Annotated in this window: 10 protein-coding genes and 3 pseudogenes; 7 read left to right on the top strand and 6 right to left on the bottom strand. The window is 71.7% G+C overall.

The genetic code is table 11. From position 1 onward, the window contains the following. Window positions 1–216 precede the first annotated feature (216 nt). Window positions 217–1890, top strand: coding sequence for an acyltransferase (locus tag IG08_RS0133500; RefSeq protein ID WP_030611292.1), 1674 nt, complete (start codon window positions 217–219; stop codon window positions 1888–1890). Window positions 1891–2078: 188 nt separating this feature from the next. Here IG08_RS0133500 and IG08_RS0133495 read toward each other — a convergent pair whose 3' ends face one another. Then, window positions 2079–2585, bottom strand: a complete 507-nt coding sequence (locus tag IG08_RS0133495) for a MarR family winged helix-turn-helix transcriptional regulator (RefSeq protein WP_030611289.1) — start codon at window positions 2583–2585, stop codon at window positions 2079–2081. 108 nt (window positions 2586–2693) lie between these two features. Here IG08_RS0133495 and IG08_RS0133490 point away from each other — a divergent pair, with 108 nt between their 5' ends. After that, a complete protein-coding gene (locus tag IG08_RS0133490) occupies window positions 2694–3833 on the top strand; it encodes an ABC transporter substrate-binding protein (RefSeq protein WP_030611286.1) in 1140 nt (379 codons plus the stop codon). A gap of 78 nt (window positions 3834–3911) precedes the next feature. Here IG08_RS0133490 and IG08_RS61675 read toward each other — a convergent pair whose 3' ends face one another. Both IG08_RS61675 and IG08_RS61670 read right to left on the bottom strand, forming a co-directional pair. Then, entirely contained in the window at window positions 3912–4784 is an 873-nt protein-coding gene (locus IG08_RS61675; protein WP_420823303.1) for a pectate lyase, read from the bottom strand. A gap of 27 nt (window positions 4785–4811) precedes the next feature. Beyond that, window positions 4812–5195 (bottom strand): annotated as a pseudogene (locus tag IG08_RS61670) (RICIN domain-containing protein); the annotation flags it as partial. A 316-nt stretch (window positions 5196–5511) separates the two neighbouring features. Between IG08_RS61670 and IG08_RS0133480 the strand changes: the two are divergent. Continuing rightward, entirely contained in the window at window positions 5512–13479 is a 7968-nt protein-coding gene (locus IG08_RS0133480; RefSeq protein WP_030611280.1) for a type I polyketide synthase, read from the top strand. A 36-nt stretch (window positions 13480–13515) separates the two neighbouring features. Here the strand turns inward: IG08_RS0133480 and IG08_RS0133475 are convergent, their stop codons facing one another. After that, a complete protein-coding gene (locus IG08_RS0133475; RefSeq protein ID WP_030611278.1) occupies window positions 13516–14475 on the bottom strand; it encodes a TauD/TfdA dioxygenase family protein in 960 nt (319 codons plus the stop codon). A 299-nt stretch (window positions 14476–14774) separates the two neighbouring features. Between IG08_RS0133475 and IG08_RS0133470 the strand changes: the two genes are divergently transcribed. Together IG08_RS0133470 and IG08_RS0133465 are read left to right on the top strand one after the other, a co-directional pair. After that, a complete protein-coding gene (locus tag IG08_RS0133470) occupies window positions 14775–15995 on the top strand; it encodes an ROK family transcriptional regulator (RefSeq protein WP_030611276.1) in 1221 nt (406 codons plus the stop codon). Between the two features lie 129 nt (window positions 15996–16124). Then, window positions 16125–16598 (top strand): carboxymuconolactone decarboxylase family protein, encoded by a 474-nt coding sequence (locus tag IG08_RS0133465; RefSeq protein ID WP_030611273.1) that lies wholly within the window; start codon window positions 16125–16127, stop codon window positions 16596–16598. Between the two features lie 455 nt (window positions 16599–17053). Here IG08_RS0133465 and IG08_RS0133455 read toward each other — a convergent pair whose 3' ends face one another. After that, a complete protein-coding gene (locus IG08_RS0133455) occupies window positions 17054–17425 on the bottom strand; it encodes a cupin domain-containing protein (protein WP_078655853.1) in 372 nt (123 codons plus the stop codon). Between the two features lie 304 nt (window positions 17426–17729). Here IG08_RS0133455 and IG08_RS0133450 point away from each other — a divergent pair, with 304 nt between their 5' ends. Together IG08_RS0133450 and IG08_RS0133445 are read left to right on the top strand one after the other, a co-directional pair. Then, window positions 17730–18488, top strand: a complete 759-nt coding sequence (locus IG08_RS0133450) for an SDR family oxidoreductase (protein WP_030611264.1) — start codon at window positions 17730–17732, stop codon at window positions 18486–18488. 100 nt (window positions 18489–18588) lie between these two features. Continuing rightward, window positions 18589–19761 (top strand): annotated as a pseudogene (locus tag IG08_RS0133445) (pyruvate dehydrogenase (acetyl-transferring), homodimeric type); the annotation flags it as partial. A gap of 3 nt (window positions 19762–19764) precedes the next feature. Here the strand turns inward: IG08_RS0133445 and IG08_RS61665 are convergent. Further along, window positions 19765–19919 (bottom strand): annotated as a pseudogene (locus IG08_RS61665) (transposase); the annotation flags it as partial.

Genomic DNA, 19919 nt, shown 5'->3' with positions numbered 1-19919 from the left:
TCCGAGCGGGGTCTGGTGCGTGCAGCTGCAAGGCGGAGGAGGGCGGCGACGCGATGAGGGTCCACCCGCGCGAGGTTGTTCGAGCGTGTGGGGGGGCGGCAACCGACGACAACGCCGCTGGGGTCCCCCCACGACTTTGAGGCAGTGGGGGAGCGCGTGCCAGACCCCGCGACGCCGGCATGATCCGCCGGACAGGCCCTAGCTAGCGTTCGGCGCATGGATCACCACCAGGAGCAGTCCGTACGGCACTTCGACCACTGTCCGTGGCTGTTCGCGGAGGCGGCGACCGAGGAGCAACGCGCCGCGCAGCGGGACCGGCAACGGTCCGTCTGCGGCGACAGCGAGATCGGCGAGCGGTGCTACGTCGCCGAGTCCGCGGCGGCGTTCCCGGACCGGCTGCGCCTCGGCGACAACTCGTACATCGCCGCGCACGCCTATGTCACCGGGGAGCTGACCACCGGCACGGACTGCACGCTGAACCCGTTCAGTACGGTGCGGGGCACCGTCGCGCTGGGCAGCGGCGTACGCATCGGTGCCCACACCTCGCTGCTCGGCTTCAACCACACGATGGCCACCGACCTGCCGGTGTTCCGGCAGCCGCTCACCAGCCGGGGGATCAAGGTCGGGGACGACGTGTGGATCGGCTCGCACGTGGTCGTGGTGGACGGTGTGACCATCGGGGACCACTGTGTGATCGGTGCGGGGGCGGTGGTCACCAAGGATCTGCCGGCGTGGTCGGTGGCCGCCGGGAACCCGGCACGGCGTCTTCGGGACCGGCGGGAGGCGAAGGGGGCACGACCGGCGTCCGGCAGGGACACCCTGGCCGGCTTCGCCGACACCGCCCGCGCCCAGGCCACCGAGCTCCTCGCCCGGTGCTGGGACGGCGAGCGGTACGTCGACCGCCCCGGCGCGGCACCCACCGTACGGGCGCACTGCGACGCCGTGGAGATCGCCGGCCTGCTGCTGGGCGCCGCACCGGAACAGCTGGACGCGAACGAACATGTCGGGCGGCTGGCCGGGCTTCAGGACCCGGACACCGGCCTGGTGCCGGAGTTCGGGGAGGCCCTGCCGGTGCCGGACGACGACGGCTTCGTCGGCACCGGGGCCGCGCTGTACCACGTCCTGTCCGTCGGCTACGCCCTCGACCTGCTGGGCAGCTCTCTCCCCCATCCGGTGCGCGGCGTAAGGGAGATGACGGCTCGTCAACTCGTCGCACGGCTCGACGGGCTGCCTTGGCGCAAGGACGCGTGGGGCGCCGGCGCCTGGATCGACAGCTGGGCGACGGCGGCCCACTGGAACCCGCGGCACGCGCACGACGGCCAGGCGGGGCCGGAAGCCCTGTTCGGCTGGCTGCTGACGCGGGCCGACCCGTGGACCGGGATGTGGGGCAGCCCGTCACTCGAGGAGGGCCGGCTCCAGGTGGTCAACGGCTACTACCGGCTGACGCGGGGCTCGTTCGCCCAGTTCGGGGTGCCGGTGCCGTACCCGGAGCGGGTGGTGGACGCGGTCCTGGACCACGCGCGCGACTCCCGGCACTTCGGGGCGGGACAGGAGAACGCCTGCAACGTGCTGGACGTCGCCCATCCCCTGTGGCTGTGCACCCGGCAGCTCGGGGCGGGCGCGGGCGGTGACGGCTACCGGTCGGCCGAGATACGCACCTGGGCGGAACGGCAGCTGGCCACGGCGTTGCCCCGCTGGCGGGAGGGACGGGGGTTCGGCTTCGGTCCGGGCACCGCCGGTCCGGGTCCGGAACCCGGGCTCCAGGGCACCGAGATGTGGCTGGCCATCATCTGGTACCTGGCGGATCTGCTGGGCCTCTCCGACGACCTCGGTTACCGGCCCGAGGGCGTCCACCGTCCCGAGCCGGCCCGTCGAGGCGACTGGTTCTGAGCGGCGCGGGCGAAGTCCGGTGCGGTTCGGCAGCGCCCTGAAGGGGCGCGGGGCCGTATCGATATGCGGCTCCGCCGCGATGGGGCCCCCGCTCGAGCGAAGCCGAGAGTGGGGTAGCGACCAGCCACGACGGCGCCGCAGCGCAACGACGGCACATGCGGCGCTTCGAGCCGAGCGCCTAGCGTCCCCTACCGCCGGCGCCAGGGCAGCACCGCCGGGTCCGTCTCGACGGCCTCGACGCGGTGCAGGGCGTCGCCGATCGCCTCGCCGATCTCGGCGAGCTGGCGGACCTGCTCGCGGCTGAGGGCGTCGAAGACCGCCCGGCGTACGGCGTCCACATGACCGGGAGCTGCCTCTTCCAGCACGGCGATCCCCTCCTCCGTGAGGACGGCGAGCTGGCCGCGTCCGTCCGCGGGATCCTCCCGCCGGTCCACGAGGCCGGCGTCACGCAGCCGGGTCACCGCGTGGGTGAGCCGGCTGCGGGTGATCTTCAGCCGCCGGGCCAGCTCGGACATGCCCAGGACGTGGTCGGGCACCGACGAGAGGTGTGACAGCAGCGTGTAGTCGGCGTGGGTCATCCCGGCGTCGCGCCGCAGCTGCCGGTTCAGGTAGTCGCCGAGGAGCGTGGAGAAGTCGATGTAGGCCATCCAGGCCCGTCGCTCCTCGGCGTCCAGCCAGCGCGGCGTCGTGTTCATGGCCACACCCTACCCGATTCCGTTTGAACTTTCAATCACAAGAGATAGTCTCGACCCTCGTCGAGATGTTTGAACTGTCAAGCATTAGCACGAAGGGCAGCACATCCCATGAAGCTCAGCAAGAAGCAGAGGCTCGGTACGGCCGTCGCCGCCGCCCTGGCCCTGTCCGCCGTCGCCACCACCGCGATCGCCCAGACCACCTCCCCGGCGGCCCCCGCCTCCGAGCAGGACCAGCTGCAGGCGCTGTACAAGGCGGCCGAGGCGGAGGGCGGCAAGGTCACCGTCTACATCGGCGGCGACGCGCCCGGCCAGTGGGACTCGCTGGCCGACGCCTTCACGAAGCAGTTCCCCGACATGAAGATCCACCTGGTCACCGATCTCAGCAAGTACCACAACGCCCGCATCGACAACCAGCTCGCCACGGGGAAGCTGACCGCCGACGCCGCGATCCTGCAGACCTCCCAGGACTTCGACCGGTGGAAGGCCCACGGCGACCTGCTCAAGTACAAGCCGGTCGGCTGGGACAAGGTGTTCACCAACGCCAAGGACAAGGACAAGGACGGCTACTACACCGGTGTCTTCTACGGCGCCTTCTCCTACCTCGTCAACACCGAGCAACTCCCGTCGAAGCAGAGCGATTTCAAGGGCACCGATCTGCTCGAGCCGGCATACAAGAACAAGCTGATCCTGACCTATCCCAATGACGACGACGCCGTGCTGTTCGGCTACAAGCAGATCGTCGACAAGTACGGCTGGAACTACCTGGCCAAGCTGGTCCAGCAGAACCCCAAGCTGATCCGCGGAGTCCCCGGCGCGGCCGCCGGCGTGGCAAGCGGCGACTACCTCGCCTCGATCGCCGTCGGCGGCGACACCCGCCCGAGCGGCACCCAGGTCTTCTCCGACACCGAGCGCTTCAACTCCTGGGCCCAGCGCGGCGCGATCTTCGACAAGGCCCCGCACAAGGCGGGCGCCAAGCTCTTCATGAGCTGGCTCAACTCCGAGGCCACGCAGGAGAACGCGATCGCGACGTGGACCTGGTCCGTGCGCAAGGACGTCGCTCCGCCGACCGGCCTCAAGCCGCTGGCGTCGTACAAGAACACCGACCCGAAGGCGTTCGCGAAGTTCATGTCCGACCGCGCGTCGGTCGAGCGCTTCCGCTCCCAGGTCGAGCTGTACTTCGGCCAGGTCAAGGGCGTCGACCCCGGCGACCCCGACAACACCCTCGGCCGCACCCCCGGCGGCTTCTGAATCACACGCCCAGGTGAGCCGCCCCTGAGGGGCGACACAGCCGCCCTCGCCCGGTTTCCCCGGGCGAGGGCGCTGCCGTCACTGGTAGGTGATGGCCGACTCGCTGTACTTGCAGTGCGTGCCGTCCGGTCCGCTGCCGAGGGACGACGGCTCCGCGCCGGTCGAGTTGCCCTGGAAGCGTTCGCAGACGGCGATCTTCTTGCTGCTGTCGCCGACGATCGTCACGCCGGAAAGCGTGGCGGTGTCACCGTAGTTGGAGTTGATCCCGGCGACGGCCTTGCCGGGGGCGGTGACCTTCACGTTGCTGATCACGACGTGGCGTTCGTACTGCGTCTTGCAGTTGCCGCACGAGCGGTAGAGCTTGCCGAAGTCGGAGACCTGGAAGTTCCTGATGGTCAGGGTTCCGGCGCCGTTGTGCTGGAAGACCTTGTCGTCCGCCTTCTGGGCGCCGCCGCCGTCGACGAGGTAGGTCGCCGAGGCCGACTTGCCCTTGAAGGTGGCGGCGTCCTCGCCGACGTCCTGCCACCACACGTTCTGCAGGGTGCAGCTGCCGAGGCAGTGCACGCCGTCGGCGGCCGGGGAGCCGAGGATCACGTTCTTCAGCGTCGCCCCGTCGGCGAGTTCGAAGAGCGGGCCCTGGTCCTCGTCCTGGCTGTCGCTGCCGAGGCTGCCCGCGCCGTAGAACTGCTTGAGGCTGCCGTCGTAGCTGCCGGAGACCTCGATGGTGGCGGTCACCGCCTGCTTGCCGGTGGCGGTGGGCCAGGCGGCGAATCCGGTGCCGGACGTCGCCGTGGCCGTAGCCGTCGGAGTGGCGGAGGCCGAGGCCGTGGCGCTCTTGGTCGCCGAGGCCGAGGCGGACGGGGCGGCCGACGTCTTCGACGCGGAGGGGGACGGGGACGCGTTGGTGGCGGAAGCGGAGGCCGACGGGGACGCGCCGCTCGCCGACTCCAGCTTCCAGCTCTTGCTGCTCGCCTTGTCGCAGGAGTTCTGCTGCGACAGCCCGGCCTTGACGTTCAGGCACTTGCCGCTGCCTGAGTTGACCAGGTGGTACGCCTCTCCCACCGCGCTGACCTTCCACACCTGCGAGGCGCCGCCGTCACAGGTCTGCTGCTGCACGGCCTTGCCGACCGACGTCGAGTCACCCTTCACTCCCGCGCACAGCGCGCTGTGCGCGGCCCTGAGCGTGAACCCCTCGCCGGAGGAGGCGAGTTGCCACGTCTGGCCGGCGGAGCCGGTGCAGTCCGTCTGCGTCAGCTGCACACCGTCGGCGGTGCTCGCGGACGGCACGTCCAGGCAGGTCCCGTCCGCGGCGTTCACCAGCCGGTAGGTGCCCGCGCCCGGGCCGGAGGCGGACGCCGACATCAGCACACCGCCGACGACGGCGCCGCCCACCAGGCTGGTGGTCAGCGCGCCGATGATCACGCTGCGGCGGCGGTTGGAACTCTTGCGGTGCGGCTTGCGCAGGGTGGCTCTGGTGCCCATGTGGTGACTCTCGTTCGAAGATCGGGGAGGTTCGGGGGATGTTCCGGGAATGCCCTTGTCCCACCAGTTGCCGCCCGCCCCGCGAGGGTTGCCGTCGATCGGGGAGATATTTCGATCACCCGGTAACCGTGCCCGTAGGCTCAACACCGATGATCTGCACGGAGATTGAGTACGGCCGTTCCGGAGGGGCGGGAACATGACCCAGCACGAGCTGATCCGGCCACTGTCCGAGCTGCTGAAGGCGCACGCCGAGAACGTGCCGTCGCGGGTGGCGTTCGCCGACGATGTGCGCGGCGTCACCTACGCCGAGTTGGAGCGGCGCACCGGCCGGCTGGCCGCGTATCTCGCCCGGACGGGGCTCCGGCGCGGCGACCGGGTCGCGATCTGCCTGGGCAACCGCGTGGAGATGGTGGAGAGCCTGCTCGCCGTCGTCAGGGCGGGAGCGGTCGGCGTGCCGCTCAACCCCCGTTCCTCCGACGACGAGCTCGCCCGGTTCCTCGCGGACAGCGGCGCTTCGGTCCTGGTCACCGACCCGGCCCGGCTGGACCGCCTGGGCCCGGAGCACCGCCGTACGCACATCGTGCTCACCGGCGACGGACCGGTCCCCGACGGCATGGTCCTGTTCGAGAGCGTGGCCGCCGCCGAGCAGCCCGAACCGCCTCGGGACGACCTCGGTCTCGACGAGCCCGCCTGGATGCTCTACACCTCCGGCACCACCCACCACCCCAAGGGCGTGCTGTCCACACAACGTGCCGCGCTGTGGTCGGTGGCGGCCTGTTACGCCCCGGTCTTCGGGCTCTCCGCCGAGGACCGGCTGCTGTGGCCGCTCCCGCTGTTCCACAGCTTCGGGCACTCCCTCGCGATCCTGGGCGTCACCGCCGTGGGCGCGAGCGCCACGATCACCGGCGAACTCCTCTCACCCGGTGGGCTGTTGAGGGAGCTGAGCACACCGCACGAAGCCCTGGGCGGCCCCTACACCCTGCTGGCCGGGGTGCCCGCCGTCTATCACCAACTGGTGGCACTCGCCGAGGAGACCCCGGCCCCGACAGGTCTGCGGACCTGTTTCGTGGCGGGCGCGCCGAGCTCCCCGGCGCTGCGTCGGGCGGTGGAGGAACTGCTGGGGGCTCCGCTGTTCGACGCGTACGGCAGTACCGAGACCTGCGGGATGATCGCGGTGAACCGGCCGGACGGACCGCGCGTCGACGGCTCCTGCGGGACCCCGTCGCCGGGGATGGACGTACGGATCGTCGATCCCCGCTCTGGCAACGATGTCGCCGACGGCGACGAGGGCGAGATCTGGGTGCGCGGGCCGAGCCTCATGACCGGGTACCACAACCGGCCCGAGGAGACCGCGGCCGCGCTGCGGGACGGCTGGTACCGCACCGGAGACCTCGGCCGGCGCGCCGAGCACGGCCATCTCGTCCTCACCGGCCGGGTCAGCGAACTGATCATCCGGGGCGGGGAGAACATCCACCCCACGGAGGTCGAGGAGGCCCTGCTGCGCTGTCCCGGCGTGCGGGACGCGGTGGTGGTGGGCAGGCCGCACGACGTGCTCGGCGAGGTCCCGGTGGCCTTCGTCGTGCCGGGCCCGGACGGGGTCGACCCGCGGCGGGTACTGGACGCGTGCCGCACCCGCCTGGCCGAGTACAAGCTGCCCGTCGAGATCCACGAGATCGCCGCCGTCCCGCGTACGGCATCCGGCAAGATCGCCCGCCACAAGGTCGACATCCGCCCCACGGCGCCCTCCTCCCCCAAGGCGACCGACGGTTCCCTGCGCCGCCAGCTCCTGTCCCTGCCACCGGAGGGACGCGAACGCGCCCTGCTCGAGGCCGTGTTGGCCGAGACGGCCGAGGTCTGGGGCGGCGGTCCGGACGAGCGGCTCGACGCGGGCAGCCCCTTCACCGATCTCGGACTGACGTCCGCGGGCGCCGTCGCGCTGATCGAGCGGCTCGGCGAGGCGACCGGGCTGCGGCTCCCCTCCACGCTGGTCTTCGACCACCCCACACCGGCCGCGCTGGCCCGGCATGTGTACGACACCCTCTTCACCCCGGAGTCCGCGGCCGCGCCGCACTCCGTCGCCGAAGCGTCGGCGGACGACCCGATCGTGATCGTCGCCATGGGCTGCCGCTATCCCGGCGACGTCAACTCCCCCGAGGACCTGTGGCAGTTGGTGTCGCAGGGCCGGGACGCCATCTCGGACTTCCCCACCGACCGGGGCTGGGACCTGGCTGCCCTGCACGATCCCGACCCGGACCGGATCGGGACCTCGTACACCCGCAGCGGCGGATTCCTGCACCGGGCCGCGGAGTTCGACGCGGGCCTGTTCGGGATCTCGCCGCGCGAGGCGCTGGCCACGGACCCGCAGCAGCGGCTGCTCCTGGAGACCTCGTGGGAGGTCTGGGAGCGGGCGGGCATCGACCCGGCCGCGCTGCACGAGAGCGACACCGGCGTGTTCGTCGGCGTGATGCACGACGACTACGCGGCCCGCTTCACCACCCCTCACGAGCTGGAGGCCCATCTGGCCCTGGGCTCGGCGGGCAGCGTGGCCTCCGGCCGGATCTCCTACGTCTACGGCCTGCGCGGGCCGTCGATCACACTCGACACCGCATGCTCCTCCTCGCTGGTGGCGCTGCACTGGGCGGCCAGGGCGCTGCGCTCGGGCGAGTGCTCGCTGGCCCTGGCCGGCGGGGTCACGGTGATGGCGACTCCCAGGTCGTTCACCGCGTTCAGCCGCCAGCGGGGCCTGTCGGCCGACGGCCGCTGCAAGTCGTTCTCGGCCACGGCGGACGGCACCGCCTGGGGCGAGGGCGCGGGGCTGGTGCTGCTGGAGCGGCTGTCCGACGCCCGGCGCCACGGTCACCCGGTCCTGGCCGTGCTGCGCGGCTCCGCCGTCAACTCCGACGGCACCTCCAACGGTCTGACGGCCCCCAATGGCCAGGCCCAACAGCGGCTGATCACAGGGGCGTTGGCCGACTCCGGGCTCCGCGCGGAGGACGTGGACGTCGTGGAGGCGCACGGCACGGGCACCCGGCTCGGCGACCCCGTCGAAGCGCGGGCCCTGCTGGCCACGTACGGCCGGGAGCGGGCCGAGGACCGGCCGCCGCTGTGGCTGGGCTCGGTCAAGTCCAACCTCGGGCACACCCAGGCGGCCGCCGGAGTCGCCGGGGTCATCAAGATGGTGCAGGCCATGCGGCACGAAGAACTCCCCCGCACCCTGCACGCGGACACGCCCACCCCACACGTCGGCTGGTCCGCCGGACGGGTCGAGTTGCTGAGCGAGGCCCGGCCGTGGCCGACGGCCGAGGGCAGGCTGCGCCGGGCCGGTGTGTCGGCCTTCGGTATCGGCGGGACGAACGCGCACGTGATCCTGGAGGAGCCTCCGCCGCCGCCCGGCCCGCCCACGGGGTCCGTCGGGAACGTCCCGTGGCTGCTCTCCGGCGCCGACGAGGGTGCTTTGCGGGCCCAGGCCCGTCGGCTGACCGACCATCTCGTCGCCCAGCCCGACCTGTTGACGGCCGACGTCGGTCTCACCCTGGCCGTGTCGAGGTCGGCGCTCGCCCACCGGGCCGTGGTGCCGGCCGGCGACCGGGCGCGGATGCTGGCCGCACTCACGGCCCTCGCCGAGGGCAGGGACGGCATCGACCCGGTACGGGCGGTCGCGGATCCGGGTCTGCGTACGGCCTTCCTGTTCACCGGACAGGGAGCCCAACGCGCCCGCATGGGAGCGGAGTTGTGCACGGCGTTCCCCGCCTTCACCGCCGCCTTCGACGAGGTGTGCCGGGAGCTGGACGACCGGCTGGAGCGGCCGCTGAGCCTGGTGCTGTCCGCCGAGCCGGGCTCGCCGGAGGCCGCCCTGCTCGACCGTACGGACTTCACCCAGGCCGGGCTGTTCGCCTTCGAGGTGGCACTGTTCCGGCTACTGGAATCCTGGGGAGTACACCCCGACTTCCTGGCCGGCCACTCCGTGGGGGAACTGGCGGCGGCCCACGTCGCCGGAGTGCTGGACCTGCCCGACGCGGCCGAACTCGTCGCGGCCCGCGGCCGGTTGATGCACGCCCTGCCCGAGGGCGGGGCGATGGTGGCACTGCACGCGACGGAGGAGGAAGTCCACGCCGCGCTCGCGGAGTTCGGCGACCAGGAAGCGGCCGGTTCCGTCGACGGCCCGCGCCCGGTGGTGATCGCCTCCGTCAACGGGCCGCGCTCGGTGGTGATTTCGGGCGTGCGAGATGCCGTGCTCGCCGTCGCGGCCGGGTTCGAGACGCGCGGCCGCAGGACCGTACGCCTGCGGGTCGGTCATGCCTTCCACTCTCCGCTGGTGGAACCGATGCTCGACGACTTCCGCCGGGTCGCCGAGGGGCTGACCTTCCGGCCGCCCCGGATCCCGGTGGTCTCGGCCGTGTCGGGCCGCCGGGCCGAGGCCGACGAGCTGTGTTCGCCCGAGTACTGGGTACGGCACGCCCGCCTGCCGGTGCGGTTCGCCGACACCGTGCGGTGGCTCGGGGCCAACGGCGTCTCGGCGTTCCTGGAGATCGGCCCGGGTCCCGCGCTCACGGCGGCGGCCAAGGAATGCCTGGCCGAGAGCGCCCTGTTCGCCGCCCCCGCCCGTGCCGGCGAACGCGAGCCGGAGACCCTCCTGTCCGCGCTGGCCCGGCTCCATGTGCACGGGGCCCGAGTCGACTGGCCGACGGTGTTCGCCGGCACCGGGGCCCGGCGGGTGGACCTGCCGACGTACGCCTTCCAGCGGCAGCGGTACTGGCTGGACGCCCCGCGCACCCCGGGCCCGGCGGCGAGCCCCCACGGCCACCCTTTGCTCGGTCCGGGGTTCGCCGTGCCGGACACCGACCGGACCGTGTTCTCCGGTGTGCTCTCCCCCGCCGTCCAGCCGTGGCTCGCCGACCATGTGATCGGCGGGACGGTCCTCGTCCCCGCGACGGCGTTCGTGGAGTCGGCCGTACGGGCGGGCGCCGAGGTCGGCTGCGGCACGCTCGACGAGCTCGTGATCCTTGCCCCGCTCACCCTGCCCCCGGCCGGAGGCGTACGGGTCCAGGTCGTGGTGGGCCGGTCGGACGAGTCCGGGCGACGCCCGATCGGCGTCTACGCCCGGCCCGAGGAGCCCGAGGCGGAGGACCCCGCCTGGACCCGGCATGCCACCGGGATGCTCGGCCCGGCCGCCCCACCGCAGGAGCCGCAGGAAACCGCGTGGCCCCCGCAGGACGCGACCGAGATCGACCTCACCGACGCGTACGACGGTCTCGCGGACACCGGCCTCGCCTACGGACCGGCCTTCCGGGGCGTACGGCGGCTCTGGCGACGCGGTGCCGAGGTGTTCGCGGAAGTCCGCCTGCCCGAAGCGGAGTCGGCGGGCGCCGCCCGGTTCGGAATCCATCCGGCGTTGTTGGACGCGGCCCTGCACGCTCCGCTGCTCATGGGCTCCGCACCCGAGTCCGACGCGATCCGGGTGCCGTTCGCCTGGAACGGTGTCCGCCTGGACGCGGTGGGCGCGTCGGCGGTCCGGGTGCGGGTCTCCCCCGGCGGGACGGACACGGTCACGGTGACACTCACCGACTCGACGGGACGCCTGGTGGCTCGGGTGGACTCTCTGACCACGCGGGAACTCCCCACCGAGACGGCCGAATTGGTGCGCCGGGCCCTCCTCCGCCCCGACTGGACCGCCGTGGAGCAGACCGGGGCCCCGGCGACCGGAAGCTGGGTGCTCCTGGACGACGAGCTGGGCCTGCGCGGGGCGCTTCCCGACGTGTTCGACTCCGCCACGTCCGAGCCGGACACCGTCGTCGTCACGGCGGTCGGCGCGACGAGGGATGCCGACCCGCTGACCGCCGTACACCTGCTGACCTCCAAGGTGCTCCGCACGCTGCAGGACTGGCAGGACGATCCGCGGTCGGCGGGGTCGCGCCTGGTGGTCGTGACGCGGGACGCCACCGCTGCGGATCCGGATCCGGCCGGGGCCGCGGTGTGGGGGCTGGTGCGGGCGGCCCAGGCGGAGCTGCCCGGGCGCGTCCTGCTGGTCGACGTGGACGGACGGCCCGAGTCGCTGCGGACGATCCCCACGGCGGTGGCGACCGGTGAGCCCCAACTCTCCCTTCGCGCCGGGCGGTTGACGGCACCACGACTCGTCGCCGCACTCGACACCTCGTCCGGTGCCGGCGGCGCCTTCGGCCCCGACGGCACCGTGCTGATCACCGGTGGTACCGGTGCGCTGGGTGCCGAACTCGCCCGTCATCTCGTCACGTCGTACGGCGTACGGCACCTGCTGCTCACCGGGCGCCGCGGCTCCCGGGCTCCGGGTGCCGAGGAACTGCGCGGTCGGCTCGAGGAGTTGGGCGCCGAGGTACGGATCGTGGCCTGTGACGCGGGCGACCGCGGCGCGCTGGCCGAGGTGATCAAGGGCTGTGCGCCCGCGCTGACCGCCGTAGTGCATGCGGCCGGGGTGCTGGACGACGGCGTGCTGGCCTCGTTGTCGCCCGAGCGGATGGCGGCGGTGCTCCGGCCGAAGGCGGACGCTGCCTGGCATCTGCACGAGCTGACCCGGGACCTGGACCTGTCGGCGTTCGTCCTGTTCTCGTCGGTGTCCGGTCTGCTGGGCCGGGCCGGACAGGGCAACTACGCGGCGGCGAACGCGTACCTGGACGCCCTGGCCCACCACCGCAACTCGCTGGGACTTCCCGCGGTCTCCCTGGCGTGGGGCCCGTGGGAGTCCGCGGGCGGCATGGCCTCCGCACCCCACACGCGGCGGCCCGGTGAGGTGCTCCGGGCGGTGTCCGCCGAACAGGGCCTGGCACTGTTCGACGCGGCGCTGCGCACAGGCGAGCCCGTGCTCGCGCCCATCCTGCTGGACCGGGCCAACCTCCGTGCCGCGCAAGGGCCCTTGCCGCCGCTGTTGCGCGGACTGGTGCAGCGGAGGTCCGAGGCCGGGGCCGACTCCCCGCCCGGCGCGGATCAGCCGTGGGAGCCGGGAGCGTGGCGCAAGGTGCTGGCCGCGCTGCCCGACGCTCAACGGGAGTCCGCGCTCGCGGAGTTGATGCGCGCCGACGTGGCGGCGGTGCTCGGCTACCCGGACGCCGACGCGCTGCCGGACGGCAAGGCCTTCGACGAGCTGGGCTTCGACTCCCTGATGGCGGTTCAGGTCCGCAACCGGCTGAGCACGGCCCTGCGGCTCCAACTGTCCGCCGCCGTGGTGTTCGAGTATCCGACTTCTGAGGGGCTGGCACGTCACGTCCTCGGTCTGCTCGACGACGACCTGCCCCACGACGCACCGGAGCCGCGGCCCACGGCACCGGAGGACCGCCCCGCCCAGACCCTGTCCTCGCTCTACCGGCGGGTCTGCGAGGCCGGTCAGGTCGTCGCCGCGATGCACATGCTGGTCACGGCGTCCTGGGCGGTGCCGACCTTCGACACGGCCGACAGCGGGCGGCACGCGCTCCCGCCGCTGCGGCGGGCCGAGGGGTCCGGCGAGGGTCCGGTGCTCGTCCTCTTCGGCGGACACCATCCGCCCTTCGCCGCGCCGGGTGGCGAGTTCGCCCGCTTCCATGCCTGCTTCCAGGGCGAGTTGGACGTTCTGGAGTTCCCGCACCCCGGCATCGGTGCGGGTGCTGCGGTGCCGGCCGACCGGGAGACGCTGGCCCTCACCCACGCCGAGTCGGTGCTGCGCCACGTGGGCGACCGGCCCTTCGTGGTCGCCGGTGTCTCCACCGGAGGTGTCGTCGCCCATGCCGTGACCCGGCGACTCGAAGCCATGGGGAACGCTCCCCTCGGTCAGGTGCTGCTCGACACGTACCTCGTCCATGACGGCAACAGCGACAAGGACTGGCTGCTGTCCCTGCCGGCGGGCATCGCGCCACGCCTGGGCGGCAACGAGTTCAGCGGGGACGAGGACAGCGGCGTGGCGGCGCTGGGCGCGTACACCCGTATGTTCCTCGGCTGGGACCCGGAACCGGTCGACACCCCCACCCTGCTGGTACGGGCCACCTCGCCCACCCCTGAGATGGCGGCGAGCGCGGCCCCGGACGAGTGGCCGACGTCCTGGCCGCTGCCGCACACGCGCGTCGACGTGCCCGGCGACCACTTCTCGCTCATGCAGGGGCACGCGGCGACCACGGTGGCGGCCGTTCGGACGTGGATCGCCTCCCTCGGAGGAGACCAGTGACTGTTCCGCATCCCCTGCGTGAGCACACGGAAGGGGTCAGGCCTGTGTGACCGTCGCGTCGGTGGAGGCGCCCGAGGCGATCCCGTACGACGGATCCGGCACCGTCCGGGGTGCCAGCAGGACCGAGCGGCTGCCGTCCACGCCGACCGGGACGTCCCCGTCGATGGTGACCCTGCGCAGGGTGCGCTCGTGGGCGTCGGAGTCGTCGACGCCGTAGTGCTGGGTGGCGCGGTTGTCCCAGAGGGCGACGTCACCGGTGCGCCACTGCCAGCGCACGGTGTTCTCCGGGCGTTCGATGTGCGACTGGAGGACGTTGATGAGGGCACGTGAGTCGCTGCCGCGCAGGCCGGCGAGCTTCTTCACGAAGTTGCCGAGCAGCAGCACCCGTTCACCGGTCTCCGGGTGGACCCGCACCACGGGGTGCTCGGTCTCGAACTTGGTCGAGGTGAACACCTTGCGGTGCTGGAGCAGTTCCGCGGACGGCGCCTCCGGCCGCACGGCCGCGTAGTCGTAGTCGTTGGTGTGCACCGCCCGCAGGTTCTCGGCCAGCACTTTCAGCGGCTGCGGGAGTCCGGCGTAGGCGGCCGCCGTGTTGGCCCACAGGGTGTTGCCGCCGTACGGCGGGACGACCTCGGCGCGCAGGATGGAGAAGGCCGGGAACGCGGGCACGAAGGTGACGTCGCTGTGCCACTGGTTGGCGCGGCCGCCGTGGTCGTTGTCGACGGCGAAGGCGTACTTGCCGTCGACCGACGGCACGGTCGGGTGGGCGACGGGCTCGCCGAGCAACCGGCCGAACGCCTCGTGCTGGTCGCCGTCGAGGTGCTGCTGGTCGCGGAAGAAGACGACCTTGTGCTCGAGGACCGCGGCACGGATCGCGGCCACGGTGGCCCCGTCCAGGTCGCCGCCGAGACGGACTCCGGAGATCACGGCGCCGATGCGGCCGCCGACCTTGTCCACGGTGAGGACGAGGGGTGCGGCGGGGGCGATGGAGGTCATGGGGAGGGTCCCTTCGCGAGGCCGATGATTAGTTGCTTTCTGAGCGGAAGGAAATCCGAGCAGGTGAAGGCCGTGCCAGTCGAATATGGTGGGGAGGTGGTCCGCACTCAGCTTGGGCGCCCGGCCGTAGCCGGTCAAGACTTCTCCGAGCCCTTTCACGGCCCTGCAACACCCCCGACATCCCGGCCGTGGTCTCGGCCGTTCCCGGTCGCTCCTGGTCGTTCCTGGTCGTTCCTGGGTCGCCAAAGCATCCCGGCACACGGCATGTTGGACCCCTCACGTGCACGGAAGGACCCTTCATGTCGAGCACCGCTCCCCCCGCCGCCCGCGCCTCGGGCGACGGTCGCCGGGAGGCCAATGCCGCGTCCGTGCTGCGGGCCGTCCTCGATCACGGTCCGGTCGCCCGCAGCGGTATCGCCCGGCTGTCGGGGCTGAGCCCGGCTGCCGTCTCCCGGCAGTGCACCGACCTGGCCCGACTCGGCCTGGTGCGCGAGGTGCCGGAGCTGGTCGCGGCGAGCGGGGTGGGCCGGCCGCAGATCCCGGTGGACCTGCGCACCGGCAGCTCGGGCGGGCCGCTGGTCGCGGGCGTGCACATCGGGGTGCCCGGCTCGGTCTTCGGCCTGACGGATCTGCGCGGCACGGTGGTGGCCCGGCAGGAGTTCGGGCACGACGGCATTCCCCCCGCCGAACTCGCGGACCACGTGGGCCCCGCGCTCGCGCGCTTCATCGCCGACAACACCCCGGACGGCGGCCGGCTTCTCGGGGTGGGCGCGGCGATCGGCGGCTGGGTGGACCCCGAGACCGGAACCGTCGTACGGCATGACGCCCTCGGCTGGCACCAGCACCCGCTGGCGGCCGAGCTGCACCGGCGCACCGGACTGCCGGTGCGGGTCGACAACCACGCCCGTGCCGTGGCGCAGTCGGAGCTGCTGTTCGGGCGGCCCGCGGCCCGGCGTTCCCTGCTGCACCTGTTCGTGGGCAACGTGGTGGACGCGGCCCTCGCCATCGCCGGCGTGGTGCACAGTGGGCCGCGCTCGGGCGCGGGGGACGTCGCGCATCTGCCGGTGCCGGACAGCACGGTGGCCTGCCCGTGCGGCCGTACCGGATGTCTGGAGGCGACCGTCTCCGACACCCGTCTCACCCGGCGCGCGGTGGAGCGGGGCATCATCCCCGAACCCCTCGTCGGTCTGCTCGTGGACGCGGCGGCGGTCGGCGACCGGCGTGCCGACGCGCTGCTGCGGGAGCGGGCGCACGCGGTGGGCCGGGCGACCGGGCTGCTGCTCGACGTGCTCAACCCGGACCTGGTGGTGATCACCGAGACGTCCAGCTCGATCCAGCCCGAGTACCTCGACGAGATCCGGAGCGCCGCGATCGCGCACGCGCACGTCTGCGACGACCCCGGCCGGATCGTGGTCCCCCATGCCGGGCCGCCGGTGCTGCTCGTGGCGGCCGCCACGATCGTCCTGAACCCGCTGTTCAAGAACCCGCTGCAGGCGGCTCCGGCCACCAGGAGGCCGTAGACAGGTCCGAGGCACCAGGGCCATCGAGACCGGAACCGATGAGACGCACGTCACACCAGACTTCCTGTCACACCTTGCCGGGCCATCCCGGTCATTAGTGTGTATCCGCAACGCGGCAAGGAGATCACCGTGGAATCGCGTCTCAACTATTTCGGCCACCCCCTCGCGGGCAAGGTGCTCAAGCACATCAACTCGGCCGCCAAGGTGGTTTCGGACTCGACACTGCCGACCGCGGTCCAGGAGTTGGTGAAGATTCGCGCGAGCCAGATCAACGGCTGCGGCTTCTGCACCGACATGCACACCAAGGACGCCACAGTGGCGGGAGAGACCCCGCAGCGTCTCAACCTGGTCGCCGCCTGGCGCGAGGCCAAGGTCTTCACCGAAGCCGAGCGCGCCGCACTGGAACTGGCCGAGCAGGGCACCCGCATCGCCGACGCGGCCGGTGGTGTCACCGATGAGGCCTGGGCGAACGCCGCCAAGCACTTCGACGAGGAGCAACTCGTCTCCCTGCTTTCCCTCATCGCCGTCATCAACGCCTACAACCGCGTCAACGTCATCAACCAGCAGCCTGCCGGGGACTACCAGCCCGGCCAGTTCGGCTAGCCCTCACCGGCCAGGTGCGCACGGTCCGTCTCCACGCCGCCCCGACCTACGGCGGGGAGACGGACTGCCGACGTCACCCCCAACGCTCAGCGCGTCTCCTCACACGGTGTCACACGCGCACAACCGGCCCGGCGAACTCGAGCGGCTGAGGTATCTGCTGACCCGTTTGGCATCGCGGCCGTTCCAGGATGCCCGAACTCACCGTCGGGCAAGCCATCCAGGCCATCGCGGACATGGCCACAGCCATGACGGTGTGCGGGAGACCATCGATCCGCCTGCGCCGCCCTGAACCCCGTGGCAGGACACGGTGCCGCAGCTCATGGATCGTCACGGCCGCGAACAGCGACGTCAGCATGGAGCACATACAACCTCAGTGGCGCTCATGCTCCTCGTGCCCTCCCACGGAGCGGGTCCGTTGCGGTCAGAGCCGACCTGCGCGGACCGGAAGACGCAGGTCAGTCCGCAGGACGCGGTGCACGCAGGTGGGCCCGCCCAGCCAGCTCTTCCTCCTCGACCAGCGTGAGCATCGGCTCGCCCGGCGCGCACAGCATGGTCACGACGAACCGGCAGGGCGCGTCCGGCAGGGCGTTGCCGTCCTGGTAGTGGATGACGTCACCGCCTGGTTCCCAGAACGTCTCCCCGGCCTTGACCACACGCTCCGGCTCTCCCTCCAACTCGAAGCGCACCGCGCCCTCGATCACGTACCCGAACGCCGGCCCCGAGTGACGGTGCGGCGGAGTGCCGGGGTCACCGGGCGGCCACTCGATCAGGACGGTCATCGCCGAGGCGCCCTCGGGGATGTGGGGCGGCTCGGCGTCCTGGAGCATCCTCGCCGCCGTCTTCCAGGCCTCGGAACGCGGCTTGCCGTCGGTCGTCGTGCCCGTCGAGTCGTTGCTTGACACTGTTGCACCTCCATCGGCTCTTCCGTTCGAGGCTTTTCAACGCTGCCTCGATGAGGAGACCGGACACGCCCTGCTCCTGTGACAGTTCTCGCGCTGCGGAGCTCAGGTCGCGGCGCGGACAGGTGTCACAACAGTGGTGAGTGGTCTGTCGTATGTAGTGCATGCGGTGACTTCGCCGTCACCAGGACACCAGGGGCACGCCGGCCCGGGTCGATGGAAAGGGATCCAGATGAGGGTAGTTGTCGCAGGGGCCACCGGTCGGATCGGCTCCAGGACGGTGGCGAGGCTCCGTGACCACGGTGTGGAGGTCGTGCCCGTCTCACGCCGCCACGGTGTGGATGTGATCACGGGGGACGGTCTCGACGAAGCTCTGCGGGGCGCCGAGGTGCTGGTGGACGTCACCGACGCGCCCGCGCGCACCGAGGGGGCGGGTTTGCAGTTCTTCCGTACCGCCACGACCAACCTCCTCACCGCAGCGGTCGCGGCCGGGGTCGAGCACCACGTGGTCCTCTCCGCCGTGGGAGCCAACTGGCTGTGGTCGGACTACTTCCGCGCGAAGCTGATCCAGGAGGACATGGTGCGGAACTCGCCTGTTCCTCACTCGCTCGTGCGGGCCACTCCGTTCTTCGAATCCATCGAGATCATGGTGGAGAAGAACACCTTCTACGACCGTGTCCACGTGCCGCCGGTCCTCGTCCGTCCCGTGTCGACGGAGGATGTGGCCGTCGCCGTCGCACATGTCGCCGTAGGTCTTCCGCTGTTCGGCATCCTCGAGGTCGCCGGCCCGGAAGTGCGTCACCTCGACGACCTGGCGGGCGAGGTGCTGACTGCCCGCGGTGACCAGCGAGTTGTCGTCCCCGATGCCCAGGCCCGGTACTTCGGTGCCGAGTTGCGGGAACGGACGCTGCTGCCAGGAGAGAACGCCCGCCTGGGCCACATGTCGTTCACCGAGTGGCTCGCGCAGCCCGTTGTCCACACGCACGGGTGACCGGCCGGGCCCCGCGTACGTCCCCGCGTCACAGGCCGTCGGAAGCGAGCCCAACCGACAGCCGACCTTCTCCCCTCCCCGCCCCACACAGAAGGCTGTCATGAGCGACCCAGCCCAGCCCGCGGAGTTCCCCGCGATGAGCGAACTCGACCAACTGCCCGACCGTGACGCCGAGGAGACCGCGGAATGGCAGGCGTCGCTCGACGCCGTCATCAGGCACGCCGGGCCCGATCGCGCCGTGTACCTGCTGCGGCGCGTGCACGAGTACGCGGCCAGGTCCGGGGTGGCCCTCCCGGGGCTGCTGTCCTCGGACTACATCAACACGATCCCGGCGTCGTCCCAGCCGGTCTTCCCGGGCGACCTCGCCATGGAGTCCCGTATCACCGCGCTGAACCGGTGGAACGCGGCCGCGATGGTGACCCGGGGTTCACGCTTGGGTCTGGGCGGCCACATCTCGACCTACGCCTCGGCGGCATGGCTCTACGAGGTCGGGTTCCAGCACTTCTTCAAGGGCAAGGACGGTGGGGGCACCTCCCGCTCGAGCGGAGCCGAGAGTGGGGGAGGTTCCGGCGATCAGCTCTACCTGCAGGGGCATGCCTCGCCCGGCATCTACGCGCGGGTGTTCCTGGAGGGCCGGCTGCGCGAGGAGCAGTTGGACGGTTTCCGGCGGGAGGCCGACGGTCACGGCCTGCCGTCCTACCCGCACCCCCGGCGTCTGCCGTGGCTGTGGGAGTTCCCGACCGTCTCGATGGGGCTCGGCCCCCTTGCCGCCGTCTACCAGGCCAGGTTCAACCGCTACCTGCACGACAGGGGCATCAAGGACACGTCCCGGTCACGGGTATGGGCTTTCCTGGGAGACGGAGAGGTGGACGAACCCGAGTCGACGGCCGCGCTGGAACTCGCCGCCCGTGAAGGTCTCGACAACCTCACCTTCGTCGTCAACTGCAACCTGCAGCGGCTGGACGGTCCGGTGCGGTCGAACTCCAAGATCGTGCAGGAGCTCGAGGCGCGGTTCCGCGGTGCGGGCTGGCATGTCGTGAAAACCCTTTGGGGCGAGGCCTGGGACTCCGTGCTGCGGCAGGACACGGACGGCTCTCTGGTCCGCCGCCTCGGTGAGATACCCGACGCCCAGCTCCAGACGTACGCGGCGCGGGAAGCCGCCTACATCCGCAAACACTTCTTCGTCGGCGACGAGTTGTCCCACCTCGCCGCGGGCCTGAGCGACGCGCAGCTCACCGATCTGTTCGCGAACTCCCGGGGCGGTCACGAACCGTTCCTAGAGACTGAGCGGGAGTGAGTCCTGTTGCCAGGATTCATGCTCAGCCGAACGCCCCGAACGGTGTTGGGCGTTCTGGTTGCCCGCGTTCGCTCCGCGGTCCGGCGGCACGGATCGTGTCCGTGGTCCGGGGATGCGGGGGCGGGGTCCCTCAC

The sequence above is a fragment of the Streptomyces fulvoviolaceus genome, assembly GCF_000718165.1.
Lineage (GTDB): Bacteria > Actinomycetota > Actinomycetes > Streptomycetales > Streptomycetaceae > Streptomyces > Streptomyces fulvoviolaceus.
This window is presented reverse-complemented; position numbering and strand designations above follow the sequence as displayed.

Coding starts and splice junctions, on each gene's coding strand:
- IG08_RS0133450 (WP_030611264.1), top strand. CDS start 17,730: ATGAGGGTAGTTGTCGCAGGGGCCACCGGTCGGATCGGCTCCAGGACG.
- IG08_RS0133490 (WP_030611286.1), top strand. CDS start 2,694: ATGAAGCTCAGCAAGAAGCAGAGGCTCGGTACGGCCGTCGCCGCCGCC.
- IG08_RS0133500 (WP_030611292.1), top strand. CDS start 217: ATGGATCACCACCAGGAGCAGTCCGTACGGCACTTCGACCACTGTCCG.
- IG08_RS0133495 (WP_030611289.1), bottom strand. CDS start 2,585: ATGAACACGACGCCGCGCTGGCTGGACGCCGAGGAGCGACGGGCCTGG.
- IG08_RS0133455 (WP_078655853.1), bottom strand. CDS start 17,425: ATGCTCCAGGACGCCGAGCCGCCCCACATCCCCGAGGGCGCCTCGGCG.
- IG08_RS0133470 (WP_030611276.1), top strand. CDS start 14,775: ATGTCGAGCACCGCTCCCCCCGCCGCCCGCGCCTCGGGCGACGGTCGC.
- IG08_RS0133475 (WP_030611278.1), bottom strand. CDS start 14,475: ATGACCTCCATCGCCCCCGCCGCACCCCTCGTCCTCACCGTGGACAAG.
- IG08_RS0133480 (WP_030611280.1), top strand. CDS start 5,512: ATGACCCAGCACGAGCTGATCCGGCCACTGTCCGAGCTGCTGAAGGCG.